The following is a 19,707-nucleotide window of genomic DNA, read 5'->3' on the forward strand; positions in this document are numbered from 1 at the left end:
CCCAAAATAAAAAAGGACAGCACAAAGGCTGTCCTTTAGTCGACTATAATTAGTCTTGGTTTGTCATTTCTGCATATTTTTCTGCAGTTAATAACTTCTCAACTTGGCTTGCATCAGAAAGTTCAACTTTAACCATCCATGCACCCTCGTATGGAGATTCGTTAACAAGTTCTGGTTGGTCACTTAATTCTTCGTTTACTGCTACAACTTTACCGCTTACAGGAGCGTATAACTCAGAAACTGTTTTAACAGATTCTACGCTTCCGAATGGCTCGTCAGCTTCGATTGTTGCACCTACTTCAGGAAGTTCAACGAATACGATATCGCCTAGCTCACCTTGTGCAAAGTGAGTAATACCGATAACAACTTCATTACCTTCAGTTTTTACCCATTCGTGTTCTTCAGAGTAACGTAAATTATTTGGAATGCTCATGACTGTACCTCCAGTGAATGTATTAATTATGTAAAAATACCTTATTGGTACTTTTTCCACACACTTTCAAACTGCTCTTCGTTAAAACCAAGTGTTACATTCGTTCCATCTGTTACAATTGGACGCTTAATCAACATGCCATCAGATGCTAAAAGCTCATACATTTCGTCTTCGCTCGCATCTTTTAACTTATCTTTCAGACCAAGTTCACGGTAACGCATTCCACTTGTATTAAAGAATTTTTTCAATGGTAATTCACTTTTTTCATGTAAATTACGTAAATCTTCTTTTGATGGTGGATTTTCAACAATATGAATCATCTCATATGCTACATCGTTTGCCTCAAACCATTTCTTTGCTTTTTGACATGTGCCACACTTTGGATATGAATAAAATGTTACTGTCATAAATTCACCTACTTTTTTACTAACCTTTACCTTTATCATATAGAAAACGTTTTATTATTTCAAACGATTATTCGCTAAACTTTTACTTATTTCGTGATAATTTTTAATAATCCTGCAAATTTTTCTTATTTTTCCGCCATTTGTTAAGAAAAAAATAAATATATAATTTTTTTTAGATTCTTCTCTCATCCTTCGCCGAACATATATCTTAAACTAACGTTTGATTAACTCCTTATATTTCTTTGTTAGCCCTTGAGCTGTATCAGTTTCTTCCTACCGAACATACATCTTAAACAAACGTTTGATTAATTCCCATTTTTCTTTGTTAGCCCTTGAGCTGCATTGTTTTCTTCCTACCGAACATACATCTTAAACAAACGTTTGATTAATTCTCATTTTTTCTTTGTTAACCCTTGTGCTACATCGATTTCTTCCTACCGAACATACATCTTAAACAAACGTTTATTTAAAAAATAAGAAGCCTCGTTTACAGGCTCCTTCATCATCTATTCAAATAATCTGCAATTGTTTGAAATACTACGGTATACATATTATGAATACTTTCTTCAGTATTTCCACCATTGGACAAACCAACTGCCCATTGTTGCCCTTCACCACTTCCAATATTTGCAAACCCTTGCGTATACATAGCATTTACATCTTTTCTTGCACTGTTATACTCTATCCCTTTTGTAGTAAAAATTGAATATGATTTATCTTGTAAACCGATAAAAAACACTGGTTTCTTTAGCGATGAAAATACATTTTTATACTGATCTGTTGAGGCTTCTTGAAAGTGATCTTTCATTATTAGAAAACCATCCACTTCCTTAGATTTCTTTTCCAGTTCCTCTAACTTCATTTCCTCAAACTTTATATTCCTAAACGTATCTTTCGGCTTTTCTCCAATAACTCCAATTACGAGTGCTCTTCCGTTATATTCTAATTTCTCTCCTTCTTTATTCTTTGCACACCCAGCACCTACTAGGCATATCAATATAAAAAATAAGAAATACGATAAACGCTTCATTTAGCACCCTCCCCTTCTTTTCAGTCAAGTGACAAAAACGTAAGGTGAATTCAAGAAAATGTAAGTAAAATCGATAGCTCAAATTACGTTTCTATATTATAATCAATTGAATTTACTTACATTACTAAACATAGGAGATTATCATGAAGAAATTTAAACTTTCATCTTTTCTTCCGTTAAGTTATATACTTCTACTCGTACTCGTAAGTCCCCTTTACGATGTATTAAATAAATCGACTGTACACGCAGTAGATGTCACAACTGTAGTAGATGATTGGATTCCATTTGTGAAAGCATTTATTATTCCTTATTTACTTTGGTTTCCTTACTTATACGGCGCACTTATTTATTACTGCTTTGCGAATCGAAAACAATATTATGTCACTTTAAGTAGTATCATTCTTGGAAAACTTGCTTGTTTTTCTATTTATTATTTTTGGCAGACAACTGTACCACGTCCAACAGTCGTTGGATCAGACGTATTTTCCGAACTAGTTCGCTATATTTATAGTATCGATCAACCGGTAAACTGTTTCCCTAGCATTCACGTTCTTACTACCTTTGTCATTATGCTAGCTGCCTTTAAACGTAGAGAACAACATGCTTTTGAATATTATATCCTTACGTTCTTCGGTACGCTTATTATTTTATCAACGCTATTTACGAAGCAACACGCATTTGTAGACGCCATTTCTGGAATGACGCTTGCAAGCATACTTTACTTCGGCGTTCAGCTTTTATTAGCAAAAGAAACCGTACGTGTTCCAGTAAAACAAAATCAAAAAATGTAAAAAGCAGACTGTGGCTTCCAGTCTGCTTTTCTCTATATAAAAGGAGATTTTCAATTTAAGATTGCGGTACAGTCATATCACCAGAGTGAATACGACCTGCTTTTTTAAGAGCAATGTAAAGTATATAAGAAACAGCTACTGGAATGATGATATAAGTGATTACCATCGCTGGGACAACTTCCCATCCTTCGCTGGAAATTAAATTAATTGGTGCGATAAGAGAACTTAATCCAAGACCTGCAATTTCTTTTCCTGCTTCCAGTTGGAAAATTAATGCTGATACAGGACCAACTATAGCACTGGCGACGACTGTTGGGACGAGAATCATTGGATTTTTAGTGATATTTGGCAACTGTACTTTCGGAGTACAAAGAGCTTGAGCTAATATACCACCTAAATTATTTTCTTTCGCTGAGATGACAGAGAATCCGATAAACTGAGCTACACATCCAGCAAGAGCAGCACCGCCTGCAACACCGTCTAAGCTAAGTGCGATCGCTAACGCAGCTGATGAAGCTGGAGAGATGAGTAATAGTCCCCAAACGACTGCAATGACGATAGAAGCGATAAACGGGCTACCAGCTGAACTATCTTTAATAAACGCTCCAACTGTGTTTAACACAGGAGTAATATTATGAGACAACCAAATACCGACTAAACCAGAACCTAATATGGCCGCAAATGGAACGAGCATCATATCTAACGCAGTTTTTCCACTTAAACGTTTACCAATATATACAGCTAAAGTCGCTGTTAATAATGCACCGATTGGCTCACCTGTTTTAATGATTAGGCCTGCTTCAGTAATTGAAATGGATCCGGCACCAATTGCCCCAGCTACCATAGCCGAGAAGATTACAAGACCGTTTGCACCGAGCATAAAAGCAATTCCGGCACCAATGGCTGGTGCCATAAGTGATTTTGCAACAACTCCGATTGTAATAAGCAATGGAATATCAACAATTCTTCCTATATTTTCGATTAGTAAACCAATTCCAAGGGATACGAAAATACCTTGTGCGATTCCAGCTGATGCTTTAAATACACGAGACATTATATATTCCTTCATTTGTTTCACCTTCTCCTATAAGTTAGTAACCAATTGTTTTCATATAATCACGTAACATATCGTTTGATTTTGCGAATCGAGATTCTTCATCCTCTGTTAAATTTAGTTCTACAATTTCTTTCATACCATCTCTAGTAATAATAGCTGGTACTCCTGTACAAATATCATATTCACCGTACTCACCATCTAAAATGGCTGATACAGCAATTACACGGTGATCATCATTAAAGATTGAGCTCGCAATATACGCTAGAGAATTTCCGATTCCGTAATAAGTAGTACCTTTTCGTTTATAAATTTCCCATCCAGCTTTTGCAGTCTTCTCAACAATTTCATCTAAATCTATTTCACCAAATTGGTCTTTTTTCTCCTCTAAAATTTGTAGAATCGGCTTTCCACCAACAGTTACGTGAGACCAAGCAACCATTTGAGAATCACCATGTTCTCCTAGAGAATACCCATGAATACTACGAGGATCTACATGTAACATTTCAGATAAAATTGTTCGTAAGCGAGAAGAATCTAGTGATGTACCAGTACCGATCACACGATTTCTAGGTAATCCAGATAATTTCCACACTTGATATGTAATAATATCAACTGGGTTCGATGCAAGTAAGAAAATACCATCAAATCCACTTTCCATTACGCCGCCAACAATACTTTCCATAATCTTAGCGCTCGCTCCTAAAGTATCTAAGCGACTTTGTCCAGGTTTTGGTGCTGGTCCTGCTGTAATAATAACGATATCCATATCTTTGCAGTCTTCATAGCTTCCTGCATATACTTTTGTTCTTGTATTTGTAAAGTTAATGCAGTGTGATAAATCCATTGCTTCCCCAACTGCACGTTCATGATTTATATCAATTAATAATAGTTCTTCGCAAATGCCTTGATTCACAATGGAATATGCACAACTTGATCCAACTAATCCAGTACCGATAATTGCAATTTTTCTTGTATTTCTTTTCATAGCAATCTCTCCTAATTGATCATATATTTCTTTTGTTCTTTACACTCTTAATTATAGAGATTCCCACGATAGAAACCATGGATACTTTGTGAAATATTGAACAAACTTTTGTCCTTTTTGTGAATTGTTATATTACATTTTCGTCATATTTGTTACAACTTGAAAAATATTTATTATATATTTATTGACATGCCCAAAACAAAAAAACGAGCGACTTCATTCGCTCGTTTTTTTATCCCCTTATTCCGCACTTAATTGACCTTTTAATTGCTGTACAATCATTGGGTTAGCAGGTGCAGCTGGCTTATAATAACTCTTTTGCTTTGCGTACTCATACATATTACGTTGACGCATCTCATCTTGATTACGAATTTGGATTAACGTTTGATGTAACTGTTCATTATCAGACTGAGAAATATAATTTGCATAACTTGTTAAACTTGCATTCAATCCTGCTAAATAATCATTTACCATATCTTTTTCATTCATCTGTCGCTTCCTCCTATCCTAGGAAAGTCATTAATTTCTGTTTCGTATTTCGTGCATCTTGCGCATCCTTTTGTAGCATTTGTTTCAGTTGTGGATCTGTACAAGCCTGTGCATACTGGTCTAATTTATTAATAATTGTTGCATGTCCACCAATTAAATGGCGTAAGTTTTCTACTTCAAGCTCTGTTAAATTTTGCATAGAATACTCCTACCTTTCTTTATTCGTTCACTGTTAGTATTTAGCTCTTTTTTGATTGTATACATGAATTAGCTTTTTCACGTGCATACAAAATAAAAGATGAATAGCTAAGCCATTCATCTTTTATACTGGTTATGTATTTATTTTTATAGAGACACAATCATACTTATACTCACAAGTAAGTTCCATACAATGTGTAAAATAATACTAGGTATAATAGATTGCGTCTTTTTGTATAACATTGCAAATACCATTCCCATAATCGTTGCCGTAATTAGAAGACCTCCATGAAGAATTCCAAAAATGAAGGAAGAAATAATGATACCAACTAAAAAATTATATTTCTTTTCTAAAAATCGATATAAAATACCTCGAAATAGAATTTCTTCTTTAACCGGTGTAATTATAGCAACACTTAACACATATATAATACTTTGTATGCTATTTTGAATCCCGAAGCTCCCTAATTGTTCCTTCTGTTCTGCTGCACTTTCAAAACTAAACACATGTAACGTTAAATATTGTGATAACGCAATGACTATAAAACCAATTAATAGATATAAATATGTCTTCCCATTCTTCAAAACGGATACATCCCAAATAGATTTAATAAAATGAAGAACTGGTTTATAAGCTAATAAAACGATAGCAACAACAGCTGCATCAAATAAGAGTAAATAATATCCTTCTAAATTAGTACTTAATACTTCTTCTCCATAAATCTCAAAGGCTAAACCAAGGAATAATCCTCCTAGGAGTGAACTCCCTATAATCATTGCTATCGTTACAAATAGATTTTTATATGTTATATTCTCTATTTTTCTTTCCACACTATACGCTTCTAAAACTGTTTTACTCACAGTATCCCTCCAGTTATTCTCATTTATCTTAATAAAACCCTTTAATTGAAATATAAAGATAATATAACAAAATTTCCAAAAAGAATAATATGCAATTTTACATATTATGAAAACTTTATATTTTATAGTTTTAGGAATAGGATTGCTATGCAATAATTATTATATGAAATTTCAAAAAACACTTCCTATCCACCATAACCCTCGCATCATATAAAACTTATTAGTTAAAGGAGCAATGAACATGAAAACACATGACTTCCTTACAGAAATCCAGAAAGGTTCTGAGCCTAGTCCATATCAAGATCCTATCGCATTTATTTTCGTTTGCCTTTCCTTAGCCATATACACATTTTTCAAACCAGCTAAATAATATCATTTAACAAGAAAGAGCCTCTAAACCATTAGAGACTCTTTTCCAGTTAATATCTTCTTTTTAAAACTACGATAGTTAAAGCATAAGAACAAAGTACCCCTGCTAATAAAAATGCATTTGCTAATTTATACTGTTCACCTGTCAATGAATATAGATTCCCAATTAAAAAGATAACTAAATATAGAAATAAAAATACAAACAATGAAATTTTAGCTGCATTCCCTGTAATATGCTCGCCTCTTTCATCTTCCCCTTCATTCTTCTGAAAACGTTTTGAATATAAAACACCTATTAGCCCTGCTACTGAGATTATTATCCCTATTACAATACTCATTCCGTTTCCCCCTCTATCTTATATTGAAAAACTTCATGAAACTCCTTACCTAAAATATGTGCAATTTCAAAAGCTAAAATTAAAGATGGATTATAACGATTCGCTTCAATTGAGGCGATTGTTTGTCTACTTACCCCAGCTTTATTCGCTAAATCTGTTTGTGACCAGCGCTTTTCTGCTCTGAGTACAACGAGATTATTTTGTAAATTCCCACTTTGTTTCATAACCTCTCCTTGTTTTACATTATTTTCTATATTTTGATTGTAATTTATTTTTAACATCATGTAAACTATTTTTAACATAAATAAAGTGAAACTTTAATCCTCCCACCTACCATTCTTTTGGAATCATATGCACTAAAAAAACCTTAGAATCGCTTCTAAGGTTTTTAGTTGTCTCGCTTCTTATTCAATCTCTCATTACATGTAATCCTTTAATAAACGTTTCCAATAATACATGTAGACTTGTATCTAAATCTAGCGGCAAACCAAATCCACCCTGCTGTTCAATCGACGCAAATCCGTGACAAATGCTTCTAAATCCGCGTGTCGCATGAAGTGCATTTTCTCCTTCTAAGCCGTACTGTTGTAAAACCTGAAGACAAAGCTTTACAATTCCGTCACCTGCTTTTCTTACTTCTTCATCTCGTAAAAAGGTTGCTTCATACAGTCCAGGATGTTTGCGTACGAATGCTACATACGCTTCTCCTAATGCATGAATTGCTTCATCCATACGTTTATTCTCGGTCGCTTCTTCCAGCTTGTTATGCAGCTGTTGTATTCCGTAAATACCAAGATGTTTCCGTACATCTTGTAACCCTTTCACATGATTATATAGCGAGGGCGAACGTATCCCTAACGTTTGCGCTAATGAAGCTAACGTTACTTCTTGTATTCCATTTGCATCTGCTATTTCTGCAGCTGTTTCTATAATTTTCTGTAATGTAAGTCCGATTCTCGGTGACATAAATTAACCCTCTTTCTTACTTTCTATATTCCGCTTCGCTTCCTTAATAGCAAGCTCTATGACAACCCCTGGATCCTTTATCATTTTTCCGTGCCCTGCCGCAAGCAAGGAAGGCTCATATTCTCTTAACTTCTCTGCACTTTGTAATGATATGTCTTTACTCCACGTTGCCATCGCCGGAAACGGAAACCAAAATTTCATTTGTCCCGAAACAGCCATACCTCCTCTTGTTTGAAATGCATCCCCAACAATAAGAGCTTTATTTCGTATATCAAGAAACGACATGGATCCTGGCGTATGACCCGGTGTCATAATCGCAAGAAGCGATCCAACTCGGTCGCCATCTTCTAATAAAACATCAGGTGCCGTTTTCACCTTTTTAGGTACACCGCCTTTTATTGGCGTATTTGGTTCATCCTTTTGTAACGTCGTATCGCCTTCTAACAGCTTTGCGTCCCGCTTAGAAATATAGACTGGAACATTAGGAAGTACTTCCTTTAATGCGTCTAGTGCACCGATGTGATCATCATGCGCATGTGTTAATACAATATTCGTAATTGGTTTCCCTATTTTCTCAGCCGCCTGTAAAATTCCTTTTGCGCTATATGGCAAAGCCGCATCAATTAAAGTTAAACCATCTTCTTCCTCTACAAAGTAACAATTCACAGGAAACACTCTTGGCAAAAATGACAATTGATATACCGTTTTTTCATGTATCACTCTCATATTTCCCTCTCCCTTTTCACGAAAACTAATACCATTAGTTTTATTATACTAATGGTATTAGTTTTTGTCACTGAAAATTACATTTTTTCACAAAAAAAATAACAGTAGTCGTTTATACGACTACTGTTATTTAAAGGTATTAAACTGTGTAACGCTCATCTTCTAAAATTTTCGCAGCGATCTCACGTTTCTTCGGAATTACGTTAAGTGGTGTGTGGCGAGTTAATTTACGTAATGATGATAACATCATGCGCAGCATGTCGCCGTTTTCAACTGCGATAAGTGTTTCTTTCGCATCTGCTTCGATTTCGTTGAATGCTTCTTGGCAAAATACTTCAGTGTATAACACTTTTTGTTTATTCTTTTCAAGGCCAGTTGTTTTAATTGCTTTTTCTGTACGAAGAACAGCAGACTCCATTGCGTATAGGTTGCTTACGATGTCAGCGATATTCACAAGAATTTCTTGCTCTTTATCTAGTGCTTTACCGTATTTTTGAGCTGCTAATCCAGCTACCATTAAGCCGATTTTTTTCGCGTTAGTTACTAAATATTTTTGAAGTGCTAATGGCTCATCGCCTACTTCTTCTGGCATCATCATCATTAACTCTTCTTGTAATTTTTGTGCTTTTTGAAGAAGTGGTAATTCACCTTTCATCGCTTTACGTAAGAACGTACCTGGTACGATTAGGCGGTTAATTTCGTTCGTTCCTTCGAAAATACGGTTAATACGAGAATCGCGGTACATTCTTTCAATCTCGTACTCTGCCATAAATCCGTAACCACCATGAATTTGAACACCTTCATCTACTGTATAATCTAGTACTTCAGAACCGAATACTTTATTTAAAGAACACTCGATTGCATATTCAGCGATAGAAGCTGCTACTGCTTTACCGTCTTTTACTTCTTCTTCAGATAATGTGCTCATGCGGCTTTCGAATAGACCTACTGTACGATATACAGAGCTTTCAGCTGCATATGTTTTCGCTGCCATATTCGCAAGTTTCTCTTGAATTAATGGGAATCGAGCGATTGGTTGTTTGAACTGTTGACGTTGGTTTGCATATTGTGCTGAAATTTCTACTGCACGTTTCGCAGATCCAACTGTACCAACACCTAATTTATAACGGCCGATATTTAAAATGTTGAACGCGATAATATGACCTTTACCGATTTCACCAAGTAAGTTTTCTTTCGGTACTAATGCATCTTCTAAAATTAAAGTACGAGTTGATGAACATTTAATACCCATTTTCTTTTCTTCTGGGCTTGTAGATACGCCAGCATACTCTTTCTCTACGATAAATGCTGAGAAGTGCTCTCCATCAATTTTTGCGTATACGATAAATACATCAGCAAATGCAGAGTTTGTAATCCATTGTTTTTCACCGTTTAATACGTAATGTGTACCTTCTGCATTTAAACGTGCAGTTGTTTTTGCGCCTAATGCGTCAGATCCTGAACCTGGCTCAGTTAATGCGTATGCAGCTAATTTTTCACCAGTTGCAAGTAGTGGTAAATACTTTTTCTTTTGCTCTTCGTTACCAAATAATACGATTGGTAATGACCCGATACCTACGTGAGCACCGTGAGTAATTGCAAAGCCACCAGCGCGCGAGAATTTCTCTGCGATTAACGCTGAGCTTACTTTATCAAGACCAATTCCACCGTACTCTTCTGGTACGTCAGCGCCTAATAAACCAAGTTCCCCAGCTTCTTTTAAAAGACGAACAGAACGATCAAACTCGTGTTGCTCTAAATATTCAAGCTCTGGAAGAACTTCATTCACAATAAAGTCCTCTGTCGTTTTTGCAATCATTTTATGCTCAGATGAAAAATCCTCTGGCGTAAACACTTGATCAATCGTAATCTCATCAACTAAAAAGCTACCGCCTTTAACCGCATTTCCTACTGTTTTTTCCATGAAAATTTCCTCCTTCATATTTTCATAAGCCGCTTCTCTCATTTTGAAAGAAGCTGGCTCTCAATTTTATTTTTTATAAACCTTTGTTGCTTCCATTCTTTTCTTTAGCGTCGTCTCGTTCTGAGCGAGCCGCTTCCACTTTTTTTATAATCCAGTTCCAGCGGCTAGAATGTTCGGTGGCTTCGCTTCTTCCTGAGAGGCAAAGAGCGCCTCTACGTCTGAAGCTCCATCCCCCTCACATTCTGAGCGAGCCGCTTCCACTTTTTTTATAGTAATTCAAACACTCCCGCTGCTCCCATTCCGCCGCCGATACACATTGTTACGATACCGAATTGTTGGTTGCGGCGTTTCATTTCGTGAATAAGAGATAGTGTTAGTTTTGCTCCTGTACAGCCAAGTGGATGTCCAAGTGCGATTGCACCGCCGTTTACGTTTACTTTTTCTTCATCTAAACCAAGTTCACGAATAACTTGGATTGATTGAGAAGCGAATGCTTCATTTAGTTCGAATAGGCCAATATCAGATAGCTCTAAACCAGCTAATTTTAACGCCTTTGGAATTGCAGCGATTGGACCGATTCCCATTACTTCTGGTGGTACGCCAGCTACTGCAAATGAACGGAATTTCGCAAGTGGCTTCATACCATCACTCACTGCTTTTTCACGATCCATTAATAGTACAGATGCTGCACCGTCACTCATTTGTGAAGAGTTACCAGCTGTTACAGAACCGCGAACGTTAAATGCTGGACGTAATTTACCTAAAATGTCTAGCGACGTTTCTGCTCTTACACCTTCGTCTTGTGCGAAAATGATGGTTTCTTCTTGCAGTTTGTTATTTGATCCAACAGTACGTAACGTTACATCTACAGATACTGTTTCATCAGCAAAGTTCCCTGCAGCTAATGCTTTCGCAGCACGTTGATGACTTCTTACTGCAAATGCATCTTGCTCTTCACGAGAAATTCCATATTTCACAGCAACTTGCTCTGCTGTATGTCCCATACCCATATAATATTCTGGAGCTGCTTCTACAAGGCGACTATTCGGACGAACAACGTGTCCCATCATCGGAACTAAACTCATTGATTCCGCTCCGCCTGATAATACAGCTTCCGAGTGACCAAGCATAATGCGCTCTGCTCCGTAAGCGATACTTTGTAAACCTGAAGAACAGTAACGGTTAATCGTAATAGCTGGAACATCGTAAGAAAGTCCTGCTAGTCCGCCGATATTACGAGCCATGTTCAAGCCTTGCTCTGCTTCTGGCATCGCACAACCGAAAATTAAATCGTCGATTGGTCCTTCATAATTCGCACGCTTTAACGTTTCCTTTACTACTAATGCCCCTAGATCGTCAGGACGAACTGTTTTTAATGAACCCCTCTTTGCTTTTCCAATTGGTGTTCTTGCTCCCGCAACAATGACAGCTTCTCTCATGAACGATATCTCCCCTCGTTATTAGTTACGTAATGGCTTTCCTTTTACAAGCATGTGCTGCATTCTTGCTTGTGATTTCATCTCACTTACTAAGCTAATAAATGCTTCACGTTCTACATCTAATAAATACTGCTCATCAACTTCTGTTCCGTACGGCACTTTTCCGCCCGCAATGACATATGCAAGTTTCTTCGCAATGTGAAGATCATGTTCAGAAATGTAACCTGATAAATGCATTGCTTCTGCACCAAGTACAAGAGTTGCATATCCTGTTTCACCAACAACTGGTATCTTTTTACGGATCGGTGCTTTATAGCCAGCTTCATATAAAGCAAGTGCTTTTTGTTTCGCATCATATAGTAAATGATCACCATTCACACTAATACCGTCTTTATCGCCTAAGAAGTTGTTCGATACAGCTTCTTGTGCTGATGTAGAAACTTTCGCCATCGCTACAGATTCGAATACTTTATTCGCAACTTTTTGCAGATCAAACTCTACACCGTTTGGCATTTTATTTAAGTGTTTAATGTATAGCTCTTTATTACCGCCTCCACCAGGGATTAAGCCAACCCCAACTTCTACTAAGCCCATATACGTTTCGCTAGAAGCTTGAATGCTAGCTGCTGGTAAGCAAACTTCTGTACCTCCGCCAAGCGTCATACCGTATGGTGCTGCTACAACTGGCTTAGAAGAGTACTTAATTTTCGTCATCGCATCTTGGAAGTTTTTAACAACTAACTCAATTTCAAAGTAGTTGTCATCTTGTGCTTCCATTAAGATCATCGCTAGGTTCGCACCAACGCAGAAGTTCTTCGATTGGTTACCGATAACAAGACCTTTATAATTCTTCTCTACTTCATCAACAGCGTAGTTAATCATTTGCGTAATATCCATACCGATTGCATTGCTCTTCGAATGGAATTCTAAGCAAAGGATGCCGTCACCTAAATCGATTAAGCTCGCTCCGCTATTTTTCTTTAATACGCCATTTTTCGCTTTTAATTGTTTAAGGGAAATTGCCTTTTTATTACGTTCGATTCGCTTATATTCGCCATTATCGTAATAGTAGCTATCTCCGTTATCATGTTTGTAGAAAGTAGTGAAACCTTTCTCTAACATTTCTTTCACCCAAGTCGGAACAACTACGCCGTTTTCTTCCATCTTTTGAACGGACTTTTCAACGCCAATTGCATCCCAAACTTCAAATGGTCCTTGCTCCCAGCCGAAGCCCCACTTCATCGCTTGGTCAATTGCAACGATATCGTCAGCAATTTCTTTATGAAGTTTTGCAGAGTATAAAAGAGTCGGTGTGATGATGTTCCATAACAACTCTCCTGCGCGGTCTTTCGCGTATACAAGCGCTTTCAATTTATTCGATAAACCTTTTTCTTGTTTACTTAACTCGATAGATGCAGCTTTTAATTTTTTGCGAGCTTCGTATTCCATCGTTTCAGGATTCAATTCTAAAATTTCTTTTCCTTGTTTTAAGAAGAAGCCTTGACCTGTTTTACTTCCAAGCCATTTTTTATCAAGCATGTCATGCATGAAAGCTGGTACTTTAAATACATCACGCTCTTCTTCTTGTACGTTTTCATATACGTTATTTGCAACGTGTACGAATGTATCTAAACCAACAACATCTAATGTACGGAACGTTGCGCTCTTCGGACGGCCAATAAGTGGGCCTGTTACAGAATCAACTTCCCCAATGCTATAGCCGCGTTTTATCATCTCTTGAAGAGTTACAAGTAAACCGTACGTACCGATGCGGTTTCCAATAAAGTTTGGTGTGTCTTTTGCGATAACAACGCCTTTTCCAAGAACGTCTTCGCCAAATAGTTTCATGAAGCTTAATACTTGTGGATCTGTTTCTTTCGTCGGTATTACCTCTAGAAGTTTTAAATATCGTGGTGGGTTAAAAAAGTGTGTGCCTAAGAAGTGCTTCTGGAAGTCGTCTGAACGACCTTCTGCCATTTTTTCTACTGAAATGCCTGACGTATTCGAGCTTACAATAGAACCCGGTTTACGAACAGCATCTACTTTTTCAAATAGTTTCTTTTTAATATCTAAGTTTTCAACTACTACTTCAATAATCCAATCTACATCAGCTAGACGCTCAAGATCATCTTCTAAGTTACCTGCTTCAATCAGTGCTAGATTTCCTTTCACTGTCAGAGGAGCTGGTTTTTGCTTTAATAGCTTTTGCACAGCCGTATTACTAAAACGATTTCTCACACTTTTATGTTCTAATGTAAGTCCCTTCGCTTCCTCTTCTTTTGTTAGCGCAGGTGGTACAATATCAAGCAATAATGTCGGAATACCAATATTAGCTAAGTGTGCCGCAATCCCTGAACCCATTACGCCTGAACCTAGAACAGCAGCCTTTTTAATTTGGAACATCCAATTCTCCCCCTATTCTTGAATGAATGCTCATTCAATTTTTCGACATAAGTCGCAATCAATGAGTGAGCCTCTACTAATAAATATATGATACAGTTTGAATTTTCGCAATATATTTATTGATAAAATTTTCAGAAATAAATATTTTTCTTTTATTTGCCCATGCTATATATATGTATTTTCTTCACTTAAATACACTTTTCCTTTTTATAATCTGACGAAACTGGAGGAATATATATGGCAAAACTTAAGAAGAACCCTTCAAAAGCTGGAATTAGCGCAGCAAGCGTAACTGGAAATGCAGGTCCGCATAATCACGGTGTGGAAAAGGGCCGTCAAGGTAATAACCAACAATATAAGAAGCATAATATGGGCGAAAAATAACGGTATATTTTTGGGCAGAAAACGTGGCATAATGGGTAATGGCTGCTTTTTCTGCCCAATTTATTTGTACATATGGAAAACAAAAGAGGGAACGATGATGAAACGAACAATAGTTATGATTGTAATGATTGCCACACTATTTACAGGGATGATTTTTTTCTCTTACGCACAAAGACAACAAGCTGTAAGAGCCGATCAACCTAGCATTACTGGGCAATACGGAATTACAATCGATGCAGACACAGGTGAAATTTTGTATGGGAAACGTGAAGACGAGCGGTCTTATCCGGCTAGTATAGCCAAAATGATGACAACCCTTCTCTTACTAGAGAACGTAAAAGAAGATGAAGAAATTACTATTACAGAGAACGCAATTAAAACAGAGAGTCAAAGTAAAAAAATTAAACTTCGTGCTGGGGAAAAGTTAAAACGAGATGAGGCATTAAAACTGATGCTTATCATTAGTGCAGATCCAATAGCTGAATCCATCGCAGAACATATCGCAGGATCAAAAAATGAATTTGTAAAAATGATGAATGCTAGAGCGAAGGAACTTGGTACAAAGCATGCGACTTTCAAAAACGCAAGTGGTGCTGATGCACTCGGAAATAAAGTATCACCTTATGACATTGCTATGATTACGAAAGAAGCATTAAAGTACCCAGTTGTTCTAGAATATATGAATTCAACACGTACAACTCTACATACTTCAGAACGCTCTCCAAAAATCGCAAACTATGGACGAGAAGAACTATATGACGATCCATATGCAATTGGAAGTAAAAGTGGTCTATCAGCACTCGGAAAATATACGGTCGTAACAGTGGATGAAAAAGACGGTAAACGCGTCATTAATGTTGTATTATCTTCTACTCGCGCGCAACTATATCCTGATACGAAGAAAATGGCACATTACGCCTTTCAGCAATTAAAATAACCAAGGAGTATTTTCTCCTTGGTTATTTTTTAACCATACCTTTTAATACGAACGCAACGTTTGCTGGACGCTCTGCTAGACGACGCATGAAGTAGCCATACCAGTCGTTTCCATAAGGTACATAAACACGCATTTTGTAACCTTCTTTTACTAGCTCAAGTTGACGCTCATTACGAATACCATATAACATTTGGAATTCAAATTGGTCTCTTGGAATGTTGTGTTCTTCGGCAAGTTTTTTCGTATATTCAATAATCGCTTCGTCATGTGAAGCAATTGCAGTATAATTTCCATTTAATAAGTGCATTTTAATAATTTTTTTATAATTGTCATCTACATCTTTCTTGTCCGGGAACGCCACTTCTTCGGGTTCCTTATAAGCACCTTTTACAAGACGTAAATTAGGATTGTAAGCATTTAAGTCCTCAATATCTTTTTCTGTACGATATAGGTAAGCTTGAATAACAGTACCAATATTATCGTATTCAGATTTTAACTGTTTAAAGATATCAATTGTCTTTCCGCAGCGTGTATAGTCTTCCATATCAATTGTAACAAACACACCATTTTCTTTTGCAGCTTCTAAAATGCGGCGCATATTGTTCATTACGATTTCATCAGAGATGTCTAATCCCATAGAAGTCATTTTTAAAGAAAGCTGCGAATCAAGACCTTCTCTTCCAATTGCACGGATTGCTTCAATCGATTGGGTAGCCATTTCATTTGCTTCCGCTTCATTATCAACGAATTCCCCTAAATAATCGATTGTTACACAAAGACCTTGCTTGTTTAATGCCTGAATAGCTGCTGTCGCTAATTCAATCGTCTCCCCTGCGACGAAGCGACCTGCACCAAAGCGTAAACCGTACTTTTTAGCCAGTTTTGTTAGCGCTTTATTTTTAGATAAGAAAAGAAACGAATTTCGCATTAATTGTTCCATGTAATTCACCCCTATGACTTGATTTATCTGTTTTTTACCCCTCTTCAAAATTATATCATTGTTTAAAATTATTGGATACAAATAATTATTTAGATAATTTATAAAATACTATAAAAACATTTAAAACCCTATATTCTCGCTTATAAATATGCAGGAAATATTTTTCGACATTTAGAAAAAACGAGTTTACTAGGCACAAAATAAGCATGTCGAAAATATTCGACATGCTTATAAAACCCTTTATATTCCATGTAAATTATATGAGGATATTAATAAAGAAAACTTGATGTAACATTCACCTCAAGTTTTCTCACTGCTCATTTCTCTTCTCTTCATTCATTTTTTTAATGTCCGTAATTAGCTTCACCATCTCTTCTTTCGCATCTGGATACGTCTCATTCCAATGCTTCACTAAAGCTGGCATCGTCTTGGCAATATAAGAATAAAGTGCCCACTTCTGCACCTGTTCTTTTCTCTCTTCATTGCTCTCTCCCAGTAATAGTTCCGTGTATTTCTCTAACAACCCGTCAAATTGTTCGTTAAACTTTTCATTCATCTTATTTACCTCCTATATGAAAAAAGCAGCGGAAATCGCTGCTTTTTCTTATAATTTTGATCGAACAGAGTTTAATTTTTTCTCCATTGTGCTTACTTTATCACGACGATCATCGATACGAATTGTTGTTGCAACGCGCTGTGCACCTTTCGTATATGGAACTTCATGCATTTGTTGAATTACTTCTAGAATGACAGGAAGATCTCCTTCAATAACTGTATTCATTGGTGTTAATTGATACTTCACGCGATCTGCATTTTTCTCTAGCACCTTTTGTACTTCTGCTACATATTCACTAACACTTGGATTACCCGTTCCTACTGGAATAATCGATACGTCAACAATTGCCATAGTAGTCTTCCTCCTATACTTGCTTCTTATATATCCATTCTCTATTTTACCGAAATACTCGTCATTTTACTAATTTGTTATTCCTCTATTTTAAACTGCTCAACTAATCTTTCTAAGTCTCTCATATGCTCCGTCAAACTTTCCATCGTATGAGCTACCTTTTCTAGATGATCCACTTGAGATTCAGTTGCAGCATTTACTTCTTCAGAAACAGCTGCGCTTTCTTGACTCGTACTAGCAATTGTATGCATTACCGTTGTAATTTCTCCTTGCTCGTGACCAATATTATGTACCTCTTCGACAATTTGTTCCACTGAAGTACTAATCGTATTTACAACAGACATAATTGTACGGAATTCCGCCTCTGCCTCTGTCGTAACGTTATTTTGCACATCCGCAATATCTTTTAATTTACTTACAACTTCTACAACTCGTTTTACCTCTACTTGTACATCACCAATCATTGTTGTGATTTCTCCTGTCGCCTCTTTCGATTGTTCTGCTAACTTTCGAACTTCTTCAGCAACAACAGCAAACCCTTTACCTTGTTCACCTGCACGCGCCGCTTCAATCGATGCATTTAAAGCAAGTAAATTCGTTTGATCCGAAATACCCTTTATAAGCTCTACAACATTTTGAATCGATCCAACTCTTTGCTCTAACTTTCCGGATGCTTCCTCTGTATGAACAACAATCGAAGATGATTGGCCCCTTGTACGAACTAAATTCCGCATCGTATTTAATCCTTGCTTAGATGCCTCTTCAGCTTTGCCAGCCACTCCTTTTATTTCACCAACAGAGTTATTCATTTGTTCCACTGACTGCGCCATATTCTTGAGCTGCTCTGAAACTTCATCTACACTATTAGCAAGCGTAGAAGCTCCTCCGCTCACATCATCCATTGCACCTGATACTTCTCTACTAGCTGCTACAGTTTCATTCGTTAAATAATGTAGATTGCTCGTTGATTGTTGCACTGTTGATACACTATTTTTAATTTTACTTACCATCTCATTCATTTGCTCAACCATATGATTAAAATGGTTCGTCAGTTCTCCAACTTCGTCCTTACTTGTCACTTTCATTCGTAACGTTAAATCACCTTCTGCTACTTTTTGAACGTGATTCGTTAATAGTTGCAGTGGTCTTGCTAATCTTCTTGAGAACAAATATGAAGCTGCGATTCCAACGAATAAGCTAATACATGCCATTATAATGACTGTATTTCTCGTACTATTTAATAGCCCATCAATCGTTTCTTTCGGATAAAAAATTCCTATCTTCCATTTCATCAAATCAAATGACTGACTATAAACAACTACATCTTCACCTTTTAATGTAGTGACAGCATATTTTGTTACCTCTTTATTTAAACTCTTCACAAGTGGCTCTTTCGAAACATCTTTCCCGATTTTCTCTGGGTAAACAAGAGCCATATTTTTATCATTTATAATAAACATTTCTCCGCCGTTATTGTATTGAATATTATGAAGTAACTTCTGAATTGTTCCAAGTGATACATCCATCGCTACAACACCTAATACAGATCCATCTTGAGCTGTAATTGCTTTAGACACTCCCACACTTAGCTTACCTGTAGCAATTTCATACATAGGTTGTCCCCAGTGAACCTTTTTCACATCAGCTTCTGAGTCTTTATACCAAGGTCTTGTCGTTGGGTCATATCCTTCTGGCACTTGTCCACCTTCAGCAAGATTGGCACTTAATGTTTTTTTATCTTTCGTACCAATATATAAGTCTAAAATGCCAGGATGATTCTTTTTATACTCCGAAAACTCTTTCGTCAAAAATGCTTCCTCTTCTGGAGTAACTCCATCTTGAAGCATATTACGAATCATCTCACTGCTCGCATAATACCCCATATCTTCATCCGTTCTTTGAACAAATGTCGTAAGTTGCTCTGTCACAAGATCCATCGTATTTTGAGAATACTGGTCTAAGGAGCGCACTTCCTTCTCTTTCTGTAATTGATACATAGCTGTACCTAATATTACAAACATCATAGAAATAAGAACCGAAAATACTACCGCAATTTTTAAACGTAAACTTCTCAACATCTTCCCCCAAGCATCCCGATACGATAAACTTAACTAAATCTATAT

Annotated in this window: 23 protein-coding genes; 4 read left to right on the forward strand and 19 right to left on the reverse strand. The window is 36.7% G+C overall.

Annotated elements, in window-relative coordinates; all coding sequences use genetic code 11:
• Positions 1 to 49: 49 nt before the first annotated feature.
• From gcvH to ACXY7N_RS25730, 3 genes are all read right to left on the reverse strand, one after another.
• Positions 50 to 433, reverse strand: coding sequence for a glycine cleavage system protein GcvH (gene gcvH / locus ACXY7N_RS25720; RefSeq protein ID WP_000026896.1), 384 nt, complete (start codon positions 431 to 433; stop codon positions 50 to 52).
• 41 nt (positions 434 to 474) lie between these two features.
• On the reverse strand, positions 475 to 840 hold the full coding sequence (locus ACXY7N_RS25725; protein ID WP_000218968.1) for an arsenate reductase family protein: 366 nt from the start codon (positions 838 to 840) through the stop codon (positions 475 to 477).
• 502 nt (positions 841 to 1,342) lie between these two features.
• Entirely contained in the window at positions 1,343 to 1,870 is a 528-nt protein-coding gene (locus ACXY7N_RS25730) for a hypothetical protein (protein WP_016135955.1), read from the reverse strand.
• Positions 1,871 to 2,013: 143 nt separating this feature from the next.
• Between ACXY7N_RS25730 and ACXY7N_RS25735 the strand changes: the two genes are divergently transcribed.
• A complete protein-coding gene (locus tag ACXY7N_RS25735; protein ID WP_016085688.1) occupies positions 2,014 to 2,661 on the forward strand; it encodes a phosphatase PAP2 family protein in 648 nt (215 codons plus the stop codon).
• 55 nt (positions 2,662 to 2,716) lie between these two features.
• Here ACXY7N_RS25735 and ACXY7N_RS25740 read toward each other — a convergent pair whose 3' ends face one another.
• The 5 genes from ACXY7N_RS25740 to ACXY7N_RS25760 form a co-directional block, all read right to left on the reverse strand.
• Entirely contained in the window at positions 2,717 to 3,730 is a 1,014-nt protein-coding gene (locus tag ACXY7N_RS25740) for a PTS sugar transporter subunit IIC (protein WP_000666176.1), read from the reverse strand.
• 22 nt (positions 3,731 to 3,752) lie between these two features.
• Entirely contained in the window at positions 3,753 to 4,703 is a 951-nt protein-coding gene (locus ACXY7N_RS25745) for an L-lactate dehydrogenase (RefSeq protein ID WP_016085687.1), read from the reverse strand.
• A gap of 240 nt (positions 4,704 to 4,943) precedes the next feature.
• A complete protein-coding gene (locus ACXY7N_RS25750; RefSeq protein ID WP_001002991.1) occupies positions 4,944 to 5,192 on the reverse strand; it encodes a spore coat protein in 249 nt (82 codons plus the stop codon).
• A 13-nt stretch (positions 5,193 to 5,205) separates the two neighbouring features.
• Positions 5,206 to 5,391 (reverse strand): hypothetical protein, encoded by a 186-nt coding sequence (locus ACXY7N_RS25755; RefSeq protein ID WP_116363712.1) that lies wholly within the window; start codon positions 5,389 to 5,391, stop codon positions 5,206 to 5,208.
• 146 nt (positions 5,392 to 5,537) lie between these two features.
• The gene (locus ACXY7N_RS25760; protein WP_016085686.1) at positions 5,538 to 6,251 is read right to left on the reverse strand and encodes a CPBP family intramembrane glutamic endopeptidase; all 714 of its coding nucleotides are present in this window, start codon (positions 6,249 to 6,251) and stop codon (positions 5,538 to 5,540) included.
• 241 nt (positions 6,252 to 6,492) lie between these two features.
• Between ACXY7N_RS25760 and ACXY7N_RS25765 the strand changes: the two genes are divergently transcribed.
• Positions 6,493 to 6,621: a hypothetical protein gene (locus ACXY7N_RS25765; protein ID WP_000848031.1), complete on the forward strand. Its 129-nt coding sequence runs from the start codon at positions 6,493 to 6,495 to the stop codon at positions 6,619 to 6,621.
• Positions 6,622 to 6,670: 49 nt separating this feature from the next.
• Here the strand turns inward: ACXY7N_RS25765 and ACXY7N_RS25770 are convergent, their stop codons facing one another.
• From ACXY7N_RS25770 to ACXY7N_RS25800, 7 genes are all read right to left on the reverse strand, one after another.
• Positions 6,671 to 6,958, reverse strand: coding sequence for a DUF2178 domain-containing protein (locus ACXY7N_RS25770; RefSeq protein ID WP_488592690.1), 288 nt, complete (start codon positions 6,956 to 6,958; stop codon positions 6,671 to 6,673).
• Positions 6,955 to 7,182, reverse strand: a complete 228-nt coding sequence (locus ACXY7N_RS25775) for a helix-turn-helix transcriptional regulator (protein WP_000813830.1) — start codon at positions 7,180 to 7,182, stop codon at positions 6,955 to 6,957. Before ACXY7N_RS25775 ends, ACXY7N_RS25770 begins: the two co-directional genes overlap by 4 nt.
• Before the next feature lie 184 nt (positions 7,183 to 7,366).
• Entirely contained in the window at positions 7,367 to 7,924 is a 558-nt protein-coding gene (locus ACXY7N_RS25780; RefSeq protein ID WP_098486554.1) for a TetR/AcrR family transcriptional regulator, read from the reverse strand.
• 3 nt (positions 7,925 to 7,927) lie between these two features.
• Positions 7,928 to 8,650 carry an MBL fold metallo-hydrolase gene (locus ACXY7N_RS25785; protein ID WP_488592691.1) on the reverse strand — a complete coding sequence of 241 codons (723 nt, stop codon included), beginning with the start codon at positions 8,648 to 8,650 and terminating at the stop codon, positions 7,928 to 7,930.
• 139 nt (positions 8,651 to 8,789) lie between these two features.
• Positions 8,790 to 10,574: an acyl-CoA dehydrogenase family protein gene (locus ACXY7N_RS25790; RefSeq protein WP_000416287.1), complete on the reverse strand. Its 1,785-nt coding sequence runs from the start codon at positions 10,572 to 10,574 to the stop codon at positions 8,790 to 8,792.
• A 266-nt stretch (positions 10,575 to 10,840) separates the two neighbouring features.
• Positions 10,841 to 12,013, reverse strand: coding sequence for an acetyl-CoA C-acetyltransferase (locus tag ACXY7N_RS25795; RefSeq protein ID WP_001206340.1), 1,173 nt, complete (start codon positions 12,011 to 12,013; stop codon positions 10,841 to 10,843).
• Positions 12,014 to 12,034: 21 nt separating this feature from the next.
• Positions 12,035 to 14,416 (reverse strand): 3-hydroxyacyl-CoA dehydrogenase/enoyl-CoA hydratase family protein, encoded by a 2,382-nt coding sequence (locus tag ACXY7N_RS25800; RefSeq protein ID WP_016085681.1) that lies wholly within the window; start codon positions 14,414 to 14,416, stop codon positions 12,035 to 12,037.
• 237 nt (positions 14,417 to 14,653) lie between these two features.
• Here ACXY7N_RS25800 and ACXY7N_RS25805 point away from each other — a divergent pair, with 237 nt between their 5' ends.
• Positions 14,654 to 14,800, forward strand: coding sequence for a YuzL family protein (locus ACXY7N_RS25805; RefSeq protein WP_001096344.1), 147 nt, complete (start codon positions 14,654 to 14,656; stop codon positions 14,798 to 14,800).
• A 97-nt stretch (positions 14,801 to 14,897) separates the two neighbouring features.
• The gene (locus tag ACXY7N_RS25810) at positions 14,898 to 15,737 is read left to right on the forward strand and encodes a D-alanyl-D-alanine carboxypeptidase family protein (RefSeq protein ID WP_033659965.1); all 840 of its coding nucleotides are present in this window, start codon (positions 14,898 to 14,900) and stop codon (positions 15,735 to 15,737) included.
• A gap of 22 nt (positions 15,738 to 15,759) precedes the next feature.
• Here ACXY7N_RS25810 and ACXY7N_RS25815 read toward each other — a convergent pair whose 3' ends face one another.
• From ACXY7N_RS25815 to ACXY7N_RS25830, 4 genes are all read right to left on the reverse strand, one after another.
• Entirely contained in the window at positions 15,760 to 16,677 is a 918-nt protein-coding gene (locus tag ACXY7N_RS25815; RefSeq protein WP_016085679.1) for a proline dehydrogenase family protein, read from the reverse strand.
• 310 nt (positions 16,678 to 16,987) lie between these two features.
• Complete coding sequence (locus ACXY7N_RS25820; RefSeq protein WP_016085678.1) at positions 16,988 to 17,233, reverse strand: YusU family protein; 246 nt, start codon at positions 17,231 to 17,233, stop codon at positions 16,988 to 16,990.
• 48 nt (positions 17,234 to 17,281) lie between these two features.
• The gene (locus tag ACXY7N_RS25825; RefSeq protein WP_001018862.1) at positions 17,282 to 17,584 is read right to left on the reverse strand and encodes an MTH1187 family thiamine-binding protein; all 303 of its coding nucleotides are present in this window, start codon (positions 17,582 to 17,584) and stop codon (positions 17,282 to 17,284) included.
• A gap of 77 nt (positions 17,585 to 17,661) precedes the next feature.
• Positions 17,662 to 19,662 carry a methyl-accepting chemotaxis protein gene (locus ACXY7N_RS25830; RefSeq protein WP_088084558.1) on the reverse strand — a complete coding sequence of 667 codons (2,001 nt, stop codon included), beginning with the start codon at positions 19,660 to 19,662 and terminating at the stop codon, positions 17,662 to 17,664.
• Positions 19,663 to 19,707 lie beyond the last annotated feature (45 nt).

It is taken from the genome of Bacillus sp. 5w2, assembly GCF_054353775.1.